A 14349-nucleotide genomic window follows, 5' to 3' on the forward strand; every position below is an offset into this window, starting at 1 on the left:
ATAGCCCAAAAAGTAGAGAATGTCGAGCCGTAAGCTGCAGTGCTCGACCAGGCGCCGGTCGCTGACCAAGTTTTCCAACCGGCCAACCAGCATCAGCTTGAAGAAGACCACCGGGTCGAGCGAGGGCTGGCCCGTGTGGCTATACAGCGCTTGGGTCTGCTGGTAGAGAAAGTTCCAGTCGACTAGCTCCGCTAGTCGACGGTAGAGATTCTGCTTCGGTACGCGCTCCGATAAGCGGAAGCGCAGGACGACTCTGTCGGTGAACTGCTTGTGCCCTTGCATAGACCTAAGATACCGCTTACCTCTCGCCTACTTCTGCAACAGCCACTAAACTTCAAAGGTGTTTTCGTTTCAATTATGCTGCTGAGCCTATTGGGTTTGGTCGGGGCCGTTGCGCTCTACTTCTTTTTACTGAGCGCCCTTCCCCCACGGCTGCGGGCCGACCAGATGCGCTGGCCGTTGCGCTGGGCGCACGGGACCAGCAGCGCCATCGTACTGGCCAGTTGCCTGCTCAGTTGGGCAACCGGCTGGAGCCTGCGGCACCCTTGGTTGTGGCTGGCGGTGCTCCTGGCCAGCGGCTTGGCCGCCGGCCTGCGGCGGAAACTCGACTTGGTGCCAGTTTGGGGCCGCTTCCTGACGACGGTGCAGGCATCAGTCGTGCCCTGCGCTGCGTTCTTATTCCTGTTGGCGGGGCCGGGGACGCGTTGTTATCGCGACGCTCACCTCAGCCTGGAGTTCGTGCAAGACACCGGCGGGTTCACTAATATCACAACAACGTGCATCAAGCTCTACCGACCCCAATGGGTGTTCTTTGAGGAGTACAGCGGCCGTGTCAGTCCCGGTCCCGCTTCTCCCTATGGCGACCCCTCGTTCCACAACGAGTACGGTCCGCCCCGGCCCGGGGCAACCGGAATCTGGACCCGGTCGTGGTGGGATAGTGTCACGGAGGTAACCCTCGACGCTAGGCAACGGAGAGGCACCATCTTTCAGGGCCCCGAAAGTTACGAAGCCGCGCAAACCCCGTTCACCTTTTGACTTGTTCTTATTGGTCAGACCGTTTGAGTGAACTAGCCCTCGCGTGGCACTGCTTACCGGCAAGCGGCCGGGCTGCCCTCGTTAATGAGACTATCGGAAGCCGTTTTGACCAAAACGTCGGAAGCCGCCGCATCCCCATTTGATACGTTACGGACGCGGTAAGACGTATTTGGGCGCAACCGCACGCCAGCGGGGCGCACGCGAGAATCCCATCCGCTCACGACGTAGCTCTCCCCCAATTGGTCCAACCGGAGGTGCGCGGTGCCCGCAGTCCCGGGACGTTTTTTAAGGTGGTAAAAGTCTTTTCCGTCCGTTCCGGCGACATACACACTGGTCAGCGTGGCCCCGTTGCACGTCGCCAGGGCGTGCGTGGCCGCGTCGTAGTGCATCGCGTTGCCACCGCATGAGGTGACTACCCACCCCAGAGGTAAGCAAAGAAGGCCGTAGCAAGGCTGGAGGTGCATAAACGAGATAGGGAGAAACAGAGCATGAAAATAAGACTCCATTTCCTGAACTGCTTCAGCACCTCAACAAAAGGTGGTCAACAGGCGGATTGAGCATAGCCGGGGTTAAGAAACTCGGCTACGAATCAACGTTTAATGAACACCCGGCGGGGATGAGTTTCGTAAATTTGGTTGCATCGCTAACCCTTGTTAACCCAACAGCCCGACCAACGAGCGACGTTTTCACCGGAGCAGCCCGACAACCGGCACCAGTAGCCACCAGTACCGCAGGCCGCTTTGGTGGTTAGCTCCGCGTGGGCGCCGTTGCCAATAGCGGGGTACTACTGCGCTGGCCGGCCTTGATATTGCCGGTGGCGTTGCCGGCACCCGTGGCCACCGGTGTGCAGGGCCGCGTAACGGTAGTGGCCACCGCACTGGGCGCCATGGCCAGGCTGCTGTTTTTGAGCTTGGTGGGCAGCACGCCGGTACGGGACAGGTTGGCGGCCTGAGCCCTCTGCCACTGTCGCTTCTGGCATGGGGTACTGCCCGCCAGCGCCGGCACCAAGCAGGACGGCAGGTTGGTCAGCGAGTCGAGGGCCACCGGCGTGCTCAGCGTGAACAGGGCAAGTAACAGGGGTTTTCTCATACTTGCACGTACAAGAATACCTCGCCGGCGCCGAGGCAGGCCCTGGCTCACGCGCAGCTGATTGGTTTTGGGGTTGGCAAGCTTGTTCCACAGGCCGAAGGCGGCCGTGATGGCGCTGGGCGTGCTCCAGCCGCAGTTCGTGAGGGTGAGCACGCTCGACTTGTCGAAACCACCAGTGCTGATGTTAAAGCACAGCGACACCATAACATCGAACTGGTGCTGGAGTTGCTCGCACAGCGCTTGCAGTCTGGGGGCAATGGCGGCCAGTTCGTCATCATCGGGCAGGGAGGCGGGGCCTGGGTGCGAATGTAGCCGAACCCGATGGAAGGCAACTCAGCCGGCCGGGCCACCCGGGTCAATTGCCCGGGGCGGATGCAGAGATAGGTTTTCAGCCGAAAATTGTGTGGGTCGCCGCCAATGTGCGCAAGTAGTTGCGAGGCAGCCGGGAGCTTAGCCGGCTCAATATGCAGCAATTGCCGGGTGCGCAGCAACGTCCGCAAGCGGTTGCGAACCTCTTCGGCTGGTAATAGTTAGCTGCCCACGCTACTTCCTGGCAAAGCCCTGGCTGGTGAGCTTGAACTGGCTCATGTCCATGCCATACTGCGTTTTGAACAGGTTGCCGATGCCCTGCTGGTAAGCCGCCAGCTTGCCTTCCTTTATGGCCGCCTGCCAACCGCCCTGCACTATCACCGTTTGCAGCTTCAGCTCCTCCCCTACTTGCGCGGCGCGGGTGCGCATCTGTGGGTTGCCGGCTAGCAACGGCGCCACCTGGGCCCGCACGCCCTGCGCCATTGGGATGGTGATGGCCTTGCCATCCTGTACGTTATGAATTACTACCCACCCCATTATCATGTAACAGGCCAACGCATCGGCGGCGTCGTTTTCGCGTAGCCCGGTTCCATCCAGTATTTCGCGGTAGGTCTTGCTGTAGTCGTACTTGCCGGGGCCGAAGACGGACGCAATAGCCTGCGCGCCCGCCGGGTTGCTGGTTTTCAGGCGGTCGACGTATGTCTGCACCGTTTGCTGGCGCAGGGCGGGCGTGGGCGTGTAGGCGGTACTGGTGCTGGCCGCTGGCCGGGTGGCCGCGCTGCCGCGTCCAGCATTTTTTCCCGCATTGTTGCGCTCTATCGCCTTATCCATCATCGATTTATTGATGATTCCGTTGGTGATGACGCTGATGTTGCTGTTATAGTTTTCCATAATTAGGTCCGGCGACATCTGTGCTTGAGCGGCAGGCGACGCCAGCAAGGCCAGCAGGACAATGCGGAAAAGGGAATAGCGCGTTTTCATGAGTGGGAGGATTGAGTTGAAAATTATTCGACGGATTTGGACGGCAAACGGTTATCCGAGGAGCAGGGCGCGCGCATAGTCGCATAGAAATATACTCAGCGCGAAATGTCTAGCTCGGCGTAAGTTTCGGGCGCATCGTCGGGCATTTCGCCCTGGGCGTTGAGGTGGCGCAGCTTCAGGATGGCCCGATTGGGAGCGGCCCAGCGGGCTTCCCGGGCCTCCCAGGCGGTGGGCTCGCGCCGCCAGCGCAGGCGCGGCCCGGCGGCGTCTATCTCGGCCAACTCAAGCAGATTGGCCTGCTCGCCGCCGCCTAAGCCGGGGCTGGTGAGCAGCACCAGGCGGCCATCGGGCGAGGCCACGGGGTCGCCAATCAGCGCCAGGCGGCGGCCGGTGCGCTGGTCTACCAGCACCGTGCCCGACGACTCCCAGTACCAGGCCCGCACCGCCCACTGATGAGCGGCCGGCAGGGTGCCCCAGTACATGTACTTCACGCCATCAGCATTTTGCAGCGTAAAATCGGCATCAGGCGTCGAGGATAGTTTGACTTCGCCGCCCTGCGCGGAGGGCAAGAACAAATCGAGCCCCTGCCGGCGCACCTTGCCCTGGGCCGCAGCCAGCGGCTCGGCCGTGGGGTCGTTGGGCAGGTCTGGCAAGCCACTGGCGGGCAGCTGGTTGAATACGGCGGCGGTGCTTGGATGTAGCTGCACCACCTGGCCGCCGGGCAGGTGCAGCGTATCGGCAGGGTTGGCGGTGGCGCTGGGGGCGGGCGCTGCCGGGGCGGGTGTGGCGGCCGGCTTTTCCTGGGCCGGCGAGGTGTCGGGCCGGCAGGCGGCATTGCTCAGCAGCAAGCTCGCGGTCAGAATTTTCAGGCTGATATGAGGGCAAGACATGGGGCGGCGCTATTCTTTGTAGATATCGAACTTTGCCAACGGTACCCGGCCGAAATCCTTGGTGGTGGTGGCCGTGGTGGTGCCGTGCTCGGGGTCGAGGGCGTGGAACCGCTCGCTGCCGTCGCGGTGTAGCAGCCAGGTGCGGGCGGCTGGGTCGTAGCGAAAGGTCACGTAGCGCGTCCAGCGGTGGGCGCTGCCGCCGTAATGTTCCACCGTGAAATAGCCGTTCTTAATGGTCAGGCCGGTGAAGGGGTCGCCCATCATGCCGCCGCAATCCACGCAGTACACGGCGTTGTCGGCGCGGGCAGCCAGCGTGTAGATGCCGCCCGCCCCGCCCACAAACAGCAGCAACGGGCGCTTGGTGGGGTGGTCCACCACGTCGGAAGTTTTCTGCTCATCCGGCTTATGCAGCACCACCAGCCAGTCGGGCAGCGCGTCGCGGTTCAGGTCGCCCCGGGCGGCATCGAGCACGGCGTAGCCCGCCGGCAATGCGCGGCGAATGGCGGCGGGCAGGGCCGGAACTGGTTCGCGCGGGGCCTGGGCTGAGGCGTTAGCTGAGGCGTTAGCTGAGGCGTTAAATGACAATAGCCCAAGCAGACAAGCGAGCAAATAATTCATATCAACCAGCTATAAATCAATACCAATGACACTTATTCATCAAAAGCCTCGCTGGGCACCAGCCCGCGCACAAAGGCTTCGAAGTTGGGAGCCAGAAACGTGATTTTGTAATCGTCTTCTTGGTCGACGTGGACCACGGCCGGCTCGCCTTGAGTGCCGCAGGCGCGGTAATCGAGCATCACCACATCGTGGCCCGCCGAGGGGCAGTCGCAGACCACCACGCCGATGTTGGGGTAGCCCCACTCATCGAGCATGAACTGGCTGCCCTGCGGCCCACCCAATGAGACGGATTGGCTGCGCCCAATGCCGCAGATGGCAGTAATGGCGATATGGTCGTCGGCCCAGCTAGTGGGCTCGGTAGTGGGAAAAGTGTTGTTGTGTGGAATGCCGCCGTTGTGCTCGCGCATCATTGCCACGTAGAAGGCCGGCAGTCGGTAGCCCAACTCCGTCTCAAGGGCGTGAATCAATTCGTCGGTGGGTGGGGGCTCGGTCTTGGTCGCGGCGAAGGGGCTGTCTTCCCAAAAGTTACTGGAGTCAAAATCCGGGGGTAATTCCATGCGTGATGCTGGTGGGTTTGTTAAGCTTACGCCCGGGCAAAACGTTTGGTTATGGGCGAACTACAGCACCAAATCGGCAGCGACCATGCAAGCGACTTGAGCCGCGCCGGGGATAAGTGGAGGACCTGTTCAGGTGCTTGGGTTGGCCGGCGTGCGCAACGAGGCTGGGGTAGCGTCGGCAACCTTGCAAACCTCGGCTTGGTAAAGGCCTAAGTACCATCACCTACCCCATGGCCACCGACTTTCCGCCCGCCCATACCGAGCAAGAGTTGCTCGAACGCTACGCCGCCATCGCCTACGACAAGCAAAACGACTTGTACGAGGTTATCGGCGACAGTTCCTGGAACGCCGACATGGACGCCGGCACCATCTCCTTCGGCCCAGACCTGGTCTTTCCGCTGCAGGTGCTGGGCACATTTTCGCACTCCTCCGAAACGTGGCTCTGGGCCTGGGCCAACGTGCAATCCAACCTGCCGGCCCGGTTGCTCACGCAGGCCGAGCAGCTGCAGGCCTACGGCGAACGGCATGGCATTGAGTTGCTCACTGCCAGCGAGTTTGACGCGACGGACAAGGACCTGCACCTCATCGGCATCATCGCCTCGGGCATGTTTGGGGCCAGCGGCTACTACCTGGCCAACTACGGCCAGGGCACGATGCTGGTCACCGTGAAAAGCGAGCTGATTGACCAGCTGCCCAAAAACGACTTCGCCCGCATTCCGCACGCTTTTCCGCAAGTCATCAGCACGTTCGAGATGAACCATCGGCCGGCCTTCATCCACTACCTCACCCAAAAAGGCTACTCCGTCACCGAAACCGCTGATGCAGTCAGCGCGGCCGTGGATTTCGGCACTCTCACTGCCACCTTCGACCACCTGGGCCGGCTGGCCAACCTGCAGGGCCACAGCACGGCTGCTCCCACCACGGAATAGGGCTCCGGCCGCCCTATTTGCTTCCCGCCGGGGCCACCAGAAAAGAAAGGCCGACCAGCACGGCCATTGCCACCACAACCAGCAGCAACGCTTTAAGCGGCAGCCAGTTCCAATGAGCTGAGGACGAAGGGCGCGGCGCCGTAGGCTGGCGCACCTGCACGCCGGCTTCCACCCAATCGAGGTGGTAGTTCGTGCCGCAGTCAGCGCACCGGCACAAGTCGGCGCTTGGCGGCTGCTTGCGGGGGCTGCCGCACCGGGGGCATTCCACCAGCTCAATGGACGGGTAACGGACGGGTTCGATAGGCATCACTAATTCATTAAATTCAGCCACCATTCAGCCTACCAACTGCTGCCCGCCCCGCCGCCGCCCGATGAGCCGCCGCTACTGCTGCTGCGGGAACTCGAGCTGCTGCCCGAGCTACTCCCCCACGACGACGAACCACCGGAAGAAGAGCTGCTGGCCGGGCTAGGCAGGCGCGAAATCACCTCCTTCGTTTTCTCCTCGTGCTTACAGAAACGGCAGGTTGACACCCGCCAGCCCCAACCTTCGGCGGTAGTGGTGGCGCGCTGCTCCACCCGCAGCCGGCCCGGCCCGAGCGTGCGGTGCTGGCAGGCGGGGCAAATTCGAGCCTCACTGTCGGGGTTGGCGTAGGCGAGCGGTAGGTGGTGGCCGTTGGCGCATTCCCACACGTCGTAGTCTATGGAGTGGAATTTTTCCTCCGCCTGCTGGCCGGGTGCGAGGTGACTTTTCTCGGCGGTGCTGCCGAGCTTTTGCATGGGCTGCCCGCATTCGGGGCAGGCGAAGGGCGTGTCGCGCAGCGCCGTGAGGTGCCGACGGTACCAGGGCCAATACAGCGCCAGCCCCACCGGAAACAGGTACGCCGTGAACCCCAGCCCCCGGTGCGCGGCTTGCAGCTGCCCGTAGGCGTCAGGTCGGGCAGCCGGAGCCACGGGGCGCTGCGCCCGCCGGTATTGCCACCCAAAATAGCCGTGCAAATACAGCAGCGGCAGCCCGTAAATCAGGGCCAAAAATCCCAGCGTGCTTAGGTTATCCTGCAGGGCCGGCACCACCAGGCCCGCCAGCAGCCCCAGCGGCAGCAGCACCAGCCAGCCGCGCCCGCGCAGGCCCTGGGTGGTACGGTACCACAGCACCAGGTAGAGCACCAGCGCCAGCAAAGCCACTACCAGCGTGCCGATTGGGAAATCCGATTTGGGTGGCGCGTAGTTTTGGGCCAGGTCTTCGCCGGGCAAGGCAGTTTCCAGCGGGTCATCCGATTCTTCGGCCAGCCCGCTTTGCGCCATTACCACCCGTTTCAGGCTATCCACGTAGAATTTGGCCGAGTCATCGGCCGTGCGGAGCTCTGGTTTTGGAAGCACGGCGGCCGGGCGCAGCCGCCCGATGATGGCCGCCACACCTTGTTGCACGGCGCGGTTGTAATCGCCGGCGCGGGCGGGCTCCACCATGTGGCGCTGCTGGATGCGGTAGCAAATGATATCGGGCAGGTCGGCTTCCAGGCCGTAGCCGGTTTCGAACTCCACGCGGCGCTGGTCCAGCACCAGCAGCATCAGCAGGCCATTGTTCGTGTCCTTGCGGCCAATTTTCCATTTGTTGAACAGCGCTGTGGCGGCCGTTTTGGGCACGACCTCCCCAATGCTACGCACCAGCACCACATCGATGTGCGCCCGGCCGCTGCGGTCGAGGCTGTCGAGACGGGCATTGAGGCTGGTGGCAGTACCGGGGCGGAGCACGCCGTCGGGGTCGCTGACATAGGCTTCGCCCAGCGTTTTGGGGTCGGGAATGGCCGTGAGGTAGTTGGCGGCCGTGATGCGGGGCGCGGGTTCCGGCGACTGGCAGCCGCTCAGCCAGCTGGCCCACACCAACCAGAAAAACAGGTAATAACGAGGCATTAGCAGCAATTAAAGAGGAGCAAGCTACAGTTCGGCCGCCGCCTCTGGGCAACCGGATGGCTTCTGATAAAAGACAATGTTGCTTTTGCCGGAAAACGGTTCGGGAAGCAATTTTTACGCTGGCAACTCAGGCGTTATCGAAATCCGCGCACCAGGCCTGGTAGTACAGCCCGGCCCAGGTTTTCATGCGCGGAAATAGCCACGCGGCGGCCTGCGGGGCCAGGTTGAACCCGCGTTCATCGTCAGTAATGTAGTCTGTCTCAAAGGCCTCGAAGGCGTGGTGCAGCGCGGCGCTGCACAGCAGGAATTGCCCGATGGTATCGGCCACGGTGTCGCCGGTTTCCCAGTCGCCCGTGCCGTGCCGTAGCTTCTGGATGCCCCGTTCGGGGTGGTCCAGGTCGAGCAGCACCGGGTCGGCCCCTTCGTCGCCCAGCATAAAAAAACCGGCGGGCCAGTCGGCAATGGGCTCATTCGTCACGGAGTTCCAATTGTAGCCGTCCTGCCGCACGCCCAGCCGGTCGAGGCCGTAGAGGGAAAGCGGGTTGCCAACGGTTGTGAAATCCACTTCCTCTGCCGGGGCGATGGTATCGAGGTAGGTCACCAAGTCGGCCGGCAGCTCGCGGCCAAACTCCGCGGCCAGCCGTCCGGCCGCCGCGCCGTGGCCAAATGCAAAAGGCATCTCGCCGGGCCAGAACTGGCGGATTTCCGCAAACGCTTCGTCAAAAGTCATGGGTCGAAATAGAGAAGGCAGGCTTCGGCAAGCGAAACTGCCCGGTGGCGCGCATACCGCTATACCGTTGTGGTAATAGGTTGGGTTGCGAAATTTACCGGCATTCCGCCTGGCCTGCGCAGCTGCCTGCATCAGCCCATCACCCAGCACCAACGGCTTCTCACCCTTGCTTATCCTCAATGGAAAACGGTTTGCAGCAGCTCGTTGCGCACTTGCAGCGCCTGGGCTTTGCCCCCACCTACCACGGCGACCCCTACGGCCAGGGGCTAGATTGGACGTACTTCGACTGCTACTTTGATGAGGCCGCCGTGCGGCGACACTTCAGCCTCGGCACGGAGGTGCGCTACGTGGCCTACGACGGCCGGGTGGCAGGCCAGGAAGCCGGTTTCTACGACCCCGGCACCGGTTTTGGCGTCATGGGCCATCACCCGGACTACGGCCGGGCCGGCGGGAAGCCAAAAATCACCGGGGCCGAATGAAGGCAGCAGGCCCGCTCGGCCCAAACGCCGCATCGGTTGCGGCAGCCCCGCCGGGTTACCTTGCGCCCCCTCCGGTATCTAAGGGCGGGGGCCCGTGCGGCGCCGTCTTTCATCCAGCTACTGTATGATTTCTCCTGCCAACCAATGGCCCCTCCCCGGCCAGGTCGACCCGAATCTGATGCCGTGTGCCTTTTGCCGCCGTCGGCTGCGCATCGCGGGCAAGCCGGTATTTTCCACCTGTTCGTGCAAGGCGTTTGGGCCGCCCGTTACCGTAGTGGCGCTGGTGGCCGGTGCGCTGGCCGCGCTGGGCGGCGGCATCTGGTGGCTGAGCCGGCGCAAGCGGTAGTTCAGGCCTGAAATTATTGGCGTAGCAACGCGGTGGGCTCACCTTACAGCTTTCGTCGCACACCTGCGCTGGCTGTCGGAAACCGCCTGCTACTCGCCAGCTTGATATTTTATGGGGTCCAGGCCCTTGAATTTCACAGTCGTGCCTTCGCCGTTGACGAACTGCTGCGGGATGGCGGCGCTGGTGCGCTGGTAGGTTTCGTCAGCGTAAACGCCCTGTCCGAAACCGCACTCGCCGTAGCCGGGCTCGGTCTTCACGCGGGCGGCCTGCGGGGTGAAGGCAATGGCGAGGCGGCAGCCCTTCTCGTCGTAGTCTTCCTTGAACGCGCAGCGGGCCACGCCCCCGCGCACCACGGCCCGCTGCAGCAGCATCCCCAAGTGAAAGGCAGGCGGGCCGTTGCTGATGTCGAAGTACACCAGCACGGTCGAATCGGATTCTGGATATACGGTCAGGCTGCCGCCGGCCTGCTTGCGCTTGGGGTCACCCCAGCTGTATTCGCCGGCGTATTGGGCCGTGCGGGGGCCTGCCGGGGCAACTGGCGGCGCGGCGGCCGGGCTAGCGTTGGGAGCGGAAGCGGGGGCTTTCTGGTCGGTGGTTTCGGTGCAAGCGGCCAGGCCCAGCAGCAGGCCAAAGGGCAATAAGCGAATAAGCATAAAAAAAGCAGGTCTTTAAACAGCGTGATAAACGCGGCCGGCAGCCGGGCAAACTACGTACCTTGGAACGTTCTCAGATACGGATTAATCGCAATTCTTGATGGCTATTGCTCAACGAAACCAGTTTCGGGTGGCTGCTACGTCAGCCGAGCTGGCGCACTTCCGGCAGCAGGCGTGGCGGCTTTACGAGCCGGTGGCGCCGGTGGCACTGCCGGCCTTCGGGCGGGAATGGTGGCTGCGGCCGGGCCTTACCTTCACGCCCTTCGCCAACGCGGTGCGCTGCACGGCTCACTGCGCGTTTTGCTCCGAGGAGCTGCAGCGCTACGACGGCCACCAACTCACGGCCAAGCGCCTGATTGACGACTACCCGGCCTACTTTACCCGCCTGCGGGAGGTGCTGCGCCCGTTCCAGGGCAGGCCGCTTGGCCTGAGTCTCTCGGGCCTCGAAGCTACGGCTGAACCGCAGTGGCTGCGCGAGCTGCTGGCCTGCCTCACCCAGCTAGAACGCGAGGGCGTGGTATTCGATGAGAAAGTACTCTACACCAACGGCAGCGGTTTCGTGGCCAGCCCCGACCTCGGCCTGGCCCTGCAGGATTTCGGCCTGAGCCGCCTGGAGCTCTCGCGCTGCCACGACGACGAGGCGGTGAACCAGCAGATTATGCGCTTCAACCGCAACCAGCCCATGCGCCAAAACGCCGTGTACGCCAGGACCGTGCGCTGGCTGCATCAGCATCTGGCCATCAAAAATTCCTGCATTCTCACCCAACTGGGTATTGCCACGCTGCCCGACGTGGAGCGCTACCTAGCCTGGGCGGCCGGGCTGGGCGTGCGCCAGGTGGTCTTCCGCGAGCTGAGCCGGCTGGAAGGCAGCTACCTGCCCAACGTTTTCACCGAATGGATTGAGAAGCAGCGCGTGCCCATCGAGCCGCTACTGGCCGCCGTGGTGCCCACGCTGGAAAACCCGCGCGCCGGCTGGCAGTACGCGGGCAGCACCTTCGGCTACTATTACTACAACGAGCACTACCGTTGGCAGGGCGTCGAGGTTATTTTTGAAACCTCCAGCTACCCCGCCCTGCAAGCCGCCAACGCCACCGGCGTGCTGCAAAAGCTGATTCTGCACTCCGACGGCACCCTCTCCGGCGACTGGGACCCCAACAGCCGCGTGCTGAGCTGCGTGGCCGCCCCGGCATTGGCCCAGCCATGACGGCCGCCCACGAACGCCTGTACCTGCGCACGCTGCACCTGCTGGTAGCGGCCGGCATTCCGTTCGGCGGGCTGGGCACCTTCGCCCTGCGCCAGCAATGCCCCACCCTGCCCCGCAGCCTGGTGGCCGACTGCGACCTGCTGCTCCCCCCCGACCCGGCCTCCCTGAATGCGCTGACGGACCGGCTGCAAACCAGCGGCTGGCGCGTCACGCTCTGGGAGCAGCCGGTCACGCTGCCGCTATCCGCGGCTGACTTATCGGGCAAATACTACCTGCGCGCCCGTCAGGCCGGGGCCGTGCTGGATTGCGCCTACGAGAATGACTTCCTGAGCTGGCCGGAGTTCTGGGCCAACTGCCATTGGCACCACGGGCTGCCATTGCTGACGCCCGCCGCCATTCTGCGCCAGAAAGCCCAAGTGGGCCGCCCGGCCGACCGGGCCGTGCTGCGCTGGTGGCAGCGGGCGGCTTTCTCGACGACCAACGCTTAACCGACGACTGGCAAACGAACCGAGCCGTATTACAGAGCCATGGAAACACCGCCAAACCTGCCCGGTCCGGTCCGAAGCGCCACGCCGCCAGTGGCCTTGGATGAGCGCCCCAACCGCCCCGCGTGGCGCGCCCATTGGCTGGCCCTGGCCATTTACGCTATCTACACCGGGCGCTGGGTTCAGTATATTGTGGAGGCGCGGGCATATCATGCCCAGCCCGCGCCCGGCGGCGCGGGCGATGCCTTGAACTGGCTCCTGCTGGGGCAGTTGGGGTTTGCACTTCTGTTTGCCGCCGTGCTGTTGGCCAACGCCATCTGGCGGAAGCCGGGCCGCTGGTTTTATGTGGTGATGAGTGGCTTGGTGCTTCTGCCATTCCTGCTGCAATACTTCATTGAGGGCTAGCGACGCGCCGGAAAGCGACGGGCCCTGGCGGCCAGCAACCCATAGCAAACCAGCAGCCCGAGCACATTGTAGGGCACCGAGAGTAGCACGATGAACCAGCCTACCGTTAGGCCGTCGCGGGCGCCGTTCAGGAACAGGACGCGGGCCCAGTCGGCGGGGAAATACCCGGCCCGCATGTCGTGCCACTCCCACAGCATGCCGCCCAGCGGGGCGCTCAGCCCCACCGTGGCCAGCGCGAGCAACGCCACCACCCCTGCCCGCCCCCAGCGCCCGCGCCGCCCGAACGCATCGGTAGCGCCGGCTGCCAGCGGGCCGAAAACCCCGCAGCACAGCGCGATGTAGGCCAGCGGATGAGCGGTATGATAGAGGTACATGCCATAAGGGGCCCCGAATACGCGGTGGCCGGGCAGCAGTGACCAGAGCAAGCCGTAGCCCGCCGCGGCGCAGCCAAAGGACGTGAGCCAGTAAAAGAGCATTCGTCTCAGCACGCCAGGGCAATGGGTTGGGCGGTAAAGGTATAACGAGCCGGGTGCCGCCCGCGCAACGTCCGCCGGGCCCGGCACGTTAGCTCAACCATACTTCCTCCACGATGCCCACCAATACCTATTACCTCGACGCTGCCCGCACCGATGCCGTTACGGCTAGCTGGGGCATGTTTTTTCGCAACTTTCGCCTCGACTACCAGGGGCGGGAGTTGGGTCAACTCACTCCCGCCGAGCTGAAAGCCGGGCACGAGTTCACTCTTCCCGACGGCCGCCGCCTGCTGGTGCGGCTCCAGCAAAAAATCGGCGCGCAGGGCCTCGACTTTCAACTGGATGGCCGGCCCCTGGGCGGCACTGTGAACGACCCGCTCACACAAATTAACATTGCTTTTGGGTCCATCATGTTCATCGCGGGCCTCAATGTGCTACTGTCGGCGGCGGCGCTGCTGGGGCAGGTCGAATTCCTCCTGACTTTAGGGTTCGGCTGGGGCACCCTGGCCGAAGGCTTGGTATATGCCGGCCTGGGCTGGCTGGGCAAGTACCGCCAAGCGGCCTGGGCGTTTTACGTGGCCCTGGGCCTGCTGGTGCTCGATGGCGTGATGCTGCTGGGCAGCGGCCAGGGCACGGGCGGCCTGGTGGTACGTCTGTTTCTGGGTATCGCCATTTACCGGGGTGCCGCCGCTACGCGGCAGCTCCGGGCGGCGTCAGCGACTGATTTTGCCAGTCAATAACGCCAGCCGGCCTCGGCTTGACCTTCGGGATAACTGATGTAATCCATTCTTTCCAATTCTGCTTATGCCCCTGCTCACCATTCTCGACGAAAACGCCAGCGGCAGCATCCTGCACCGGCTGGAACTGGAAATAAATCAGGAAATGCTCACCGTGCGCGAGTTGATTGCCCGCCGCGTGCACGACGAGGCGGCCGCCTACAACGAGCGCCAGAGCGGCGTGTTCCAGGGCCTGGTGCAGCCCACCGAATCGGAAAAAGTGCTCAACGGCTACCGCCTGCGGCCCCAGAAGCTCATCGACGCCGAGCAGCAGGTGTACCGCGCCCTCGAAGCGTTTCAGCGAAACGGCTTTTTCGTGCTCGTGAACGACCGGCAGGTGGACAGCCTGGACGAGGAAGTGTGGCTGGGCAGCGGCGCCACCGCCAGCTTCCTGAAACTCACCCCGCTGGTGGGCGGCTGAGCCCGGCTATATGGGACTGCTCGACCGTTTTTTGGCTTTGTTTAATCCACCCGCTGCCGCC

At 63.4% G+C, this 14349-nt stretch carries 20 protein-coding genes; 9 read left to right on the top strand and 11 right to left on the bottom strand.

Annotated elements, in window-relative coordinates:
* On the bottom strand, positions 1-282 hold a 282-nt coding region (locus Q5H92_RS00005), incomplete at its 3' end, for a transposase (protein ID WP_305009373.1).
* A 75-nt stretch (positions 283-357) separates the two neighbouring features.
* Between Q5H92_RS00005 and Q5H92_RS00010 the strand changes: the two genes are divergently transcribed.
* Positions 358-1035, top strand: a complete 678-nt coding sequence (locus Q5H92_RS00010) for a hypothetical protein (RefSeq protein WP_305009374.1) — start codon at positions 358-360, stop codon at positions 1033-1035.
* A 747-nt stretch (positions 1036-1782) separates the two neighbouring features.
* On the opposite strand, the gene Q5H92_RS00015 is transcribed toward Q5H92_RS00010, so the two are convergent.
* The 5 genes from Q5H92_RS00015 to Q5H92_RS00035 form a co-directional block, all read right to left on the bottom strand.
* Complete coding sequence (locus Q5H92_RS00015) at positions 1783-2409, bottom strand: glycoside hydrolase family protein (RefSeq protein ID WP_440137016.1); 627 nt, start codon at positions 2407-2409, stop codon at positions 1783-1785.
* 258 nt (positions 2410-2667) lie between these two features.
* Positions 2668-3414: a hypothetical protein gene (locus tag Q5H92_RS00020; RefSeq protein WP_305009376.1), complete on the bottom strand. Its 747-nt coding sequence runs from the start codon at positions 3412-3414 to the stop codon at positions 2668-2670.
* Between the two features lie 95 nt (positions 3415-3509).
* On the bottom strand, positions 3510-4304 hold the full coding sequence (locus Q5H92_RS00025) for a hypothetical protein (protein ID WP_305009377.1): 795 nt from the start codon (positions 4302-4304) through the stop codon (positions 3510-3512).
* A 9-nt stretch (positions 4305-4313) separates the two neighbouring features.
* Positions 4314-4922 carry a hypothetical protein gene (locus tag Q5H92_RS00030; RefSeq protein ID WP_305009378.1) on the bottom strand — a complete coding sequence of 203 codons (609 nt, stop codon included), beginning with the start codon at positions 4920-4922 and terminating at the stop codon, positions 4314-4316.
* Between the two features lie 32 nt (positions 4923-4954).
* Positions 4955-5479, bottom strand: coding sequence for an SMI1/KNR4 family protein (locus tag Q5H92_RS00035; protein WP_305009379.1), 525 nt, complete (start codon positions 5477-5479; stop codon positions 4955-4957).
* A 230-nt stretch (positions 5480-5709) separates the two neighbouring features.
* On the opposite strand from Q5H92_RS00035, the gene Q5H92_RS00040 reads away from it, so the two are divergent.
* Positions 5710-6408, top strand: coding sequence for a DUF6882 domain-containing protein (locus tag Q5H92_RS00040; RefSeq protein WP_305009380.1), 699 nt, complete (start codon positions 5710-5712; stop codon positions 6406-6408).
* A 13-nt stretch (positions 6409-6421) separates the two neighbouring features.
* On the opposite strand, the gene Q5H92_RS00045 is transcribed toward Q5H92_RS00040, so the two are convergent.
* The 3 genes from Q5H92_RS00045 to Q5H92_RS00055 form a co-directional block, all read right to left on the bottom strand.
* A complete protein-coding gene (locus Q5H92_RS00045; RefSeq protein WP_305009381.1) occupies positions 6422-6715 on the bottom strand; it encodes a hypothetical protein in 294 nt (97 codons plus the stop codon).
* Between the two features lie 32 nt (positions 6716-6747).
* Entirely contained in the window at positions 6748-8316 is a 1569-nt protein-coding gene (locus Q5H92_RS00050) for a TPM domain-containing protein (RefSeq protein WP_305009382.1), read from the bottom strand.
* Positions 8317-8443: 127 nt separating this feature from the next.
* The gene (locus Q5H92_RS00055; RefSeq protein WP_305009383.1) at positions 8444-9046 is read right to left on the bottom strand and encodes a hypothetical protein; all 603 of its coding nucleotides are present in this window, start codon (positions 9044-9046) and stop codon (positions 8444-8446) included.
* A gap of 179 nt (positions 9047-9225) precedes the next feature.
* Here Q5H92_RS00055 and Q5H92_RS00060 point away from each other — a divergent pair, with 179 nt between their 5' ends.
* Complete coding sequence (locus Q5H92_RS00060) at positions 9226-9525, top strand: hypothetical protein (RefSeq protein WP_305009384.1); 300 nt, start codon at positions 9226-9228, stop codon at positions 9523-9525.
* Positions 9526-9649: 124 nt separating this feature from the next.
* On the top strand, positions 9650-9871 hold the full coding sequence (locus Q5H92_RS00065; protein WP_305009386.1) for a hypothetical protein: 222 nt from the start codon (positions 9650-9652) through the stop codon (positions 9869-9871).
* Positions 9872-9960: 89 nt separating this feature from the next.
* Here Q5H92_RS00065 and Q5H92_RS00070 read toward each other — a convergent pair whose 3' ends face one another.
* Entirely contained in the window at positions 9961-10524 is a 564-nt protein-coding gene (locus tag Q5H92_RS00070; protein ID WP_305009388.1) for a hypothetical protein, read from the bottom strand.
* A 100-nt stretch (positions 10525-10624) separates the two neighbouring features.
* Between Q5H92_RS00070 and Q5H92_RS00075 the strand changes: the two genes are divergently transcribed.
* From Q5H92_RS00075 to Q5H92_RS00085, 3 genes are read left to right on the top strand one after another with little or no spacing between them, the layout of a single operon-like run.
* Positions 10625-11728 (top strand): radical SAM family protein, encoded by a 1104-nt coding sequence (locus Q5H92_RS00075; RefSeq protein ID WP_305009390.1) that lies wholly within the window; start codon positions 10625-10627, stop codon positions 11726-11728.
* The gene (locus Q5H92_RS00080) at positions 11725-12216 is read left to right on the top strand and encodes a hypothetical protein (RefSeq protein ID WP_305009392.1); all 492 of its coding nucleotides are present in this window, start codon (positions 11725-11727) and stop codon (positions 12214-12216) included. The genes Q5H92_RS00075 and Q5H92_RS00080 overlap by 4 nt, the downstream gene beginning before the upstream one ends.
* A 39-nt stretch (positions 12217-12255) precedes the next feature.
* A complete protein-coding gene (locus Q5H92_RS00085; RefSeq protein WP_305009393.1) occupies positions 12256-12618 on the top strand; it encodes a hypothetical protein in 363 nt (120 codons plus the stop codon).
* Here the strand turns inward: Q5H92_RS00085 and Q5H92_RS00090 are convergent.
* Positions 12615-13094, bottom strand: a complete 480-nt coding sequence (locus Q5H92_RS00090; RefSeq protein WP_305009394.1) for a hypothetical protein — start codon at positions 13092-13094, stop codon at positions 12615-12617. The two genes, Q5H92_RS00085 and Q5H92_RS00090, sit on opposite strands and share 4 nt — an antisense overlap.
* 113 nt (positions 13095-13207) lie before the next feature.
* Between Q5H92_RS00090 and Q5H92_RS00095 the strand changes: the two genes are divergently transcribed.
* Together Q5H92_RS00095 and Q5H92_RS00100 are read left to right on the top strand one after the other, a co-directional pair.
* The gene (locus Q5H92_RS00095) at positions 13208-13831 is read left to right on the top strand and encodes a hypothetical protein (RefSeq protein WP_305009395.1); all 624 of its coding nucleotides are present in this window, start codon (positions 13208-13210) and stop codon (positions 13829-13831) included.
* A 64-nt stretch (positions 13832-13895) separates the two neighbouring features.
* The gene (locus Q5H92_RS00100) at positions 13896-14288 is read left to right on the top strand and encodes a hypothetical protein (RefSeq protein WP_305009396.1); all 393 of its coding nucleotides are present in this window, start codon (positions 13896-13898) and stop codon (positions 14286-14288) included.
* Positions 14289-14349 lie beyond the last annotated feature (61 nt).

Origin of the sequence: Hymenobacter mellowenesis, from assembly GCF_030581005.1 — a bacterium.
Lineage (GTDB): Bacteria > Bacteroidota > Bacteroidia > Cytophagales > Hymenobacteraceae > Hymenobacter > Hymenobacter mellowenesis.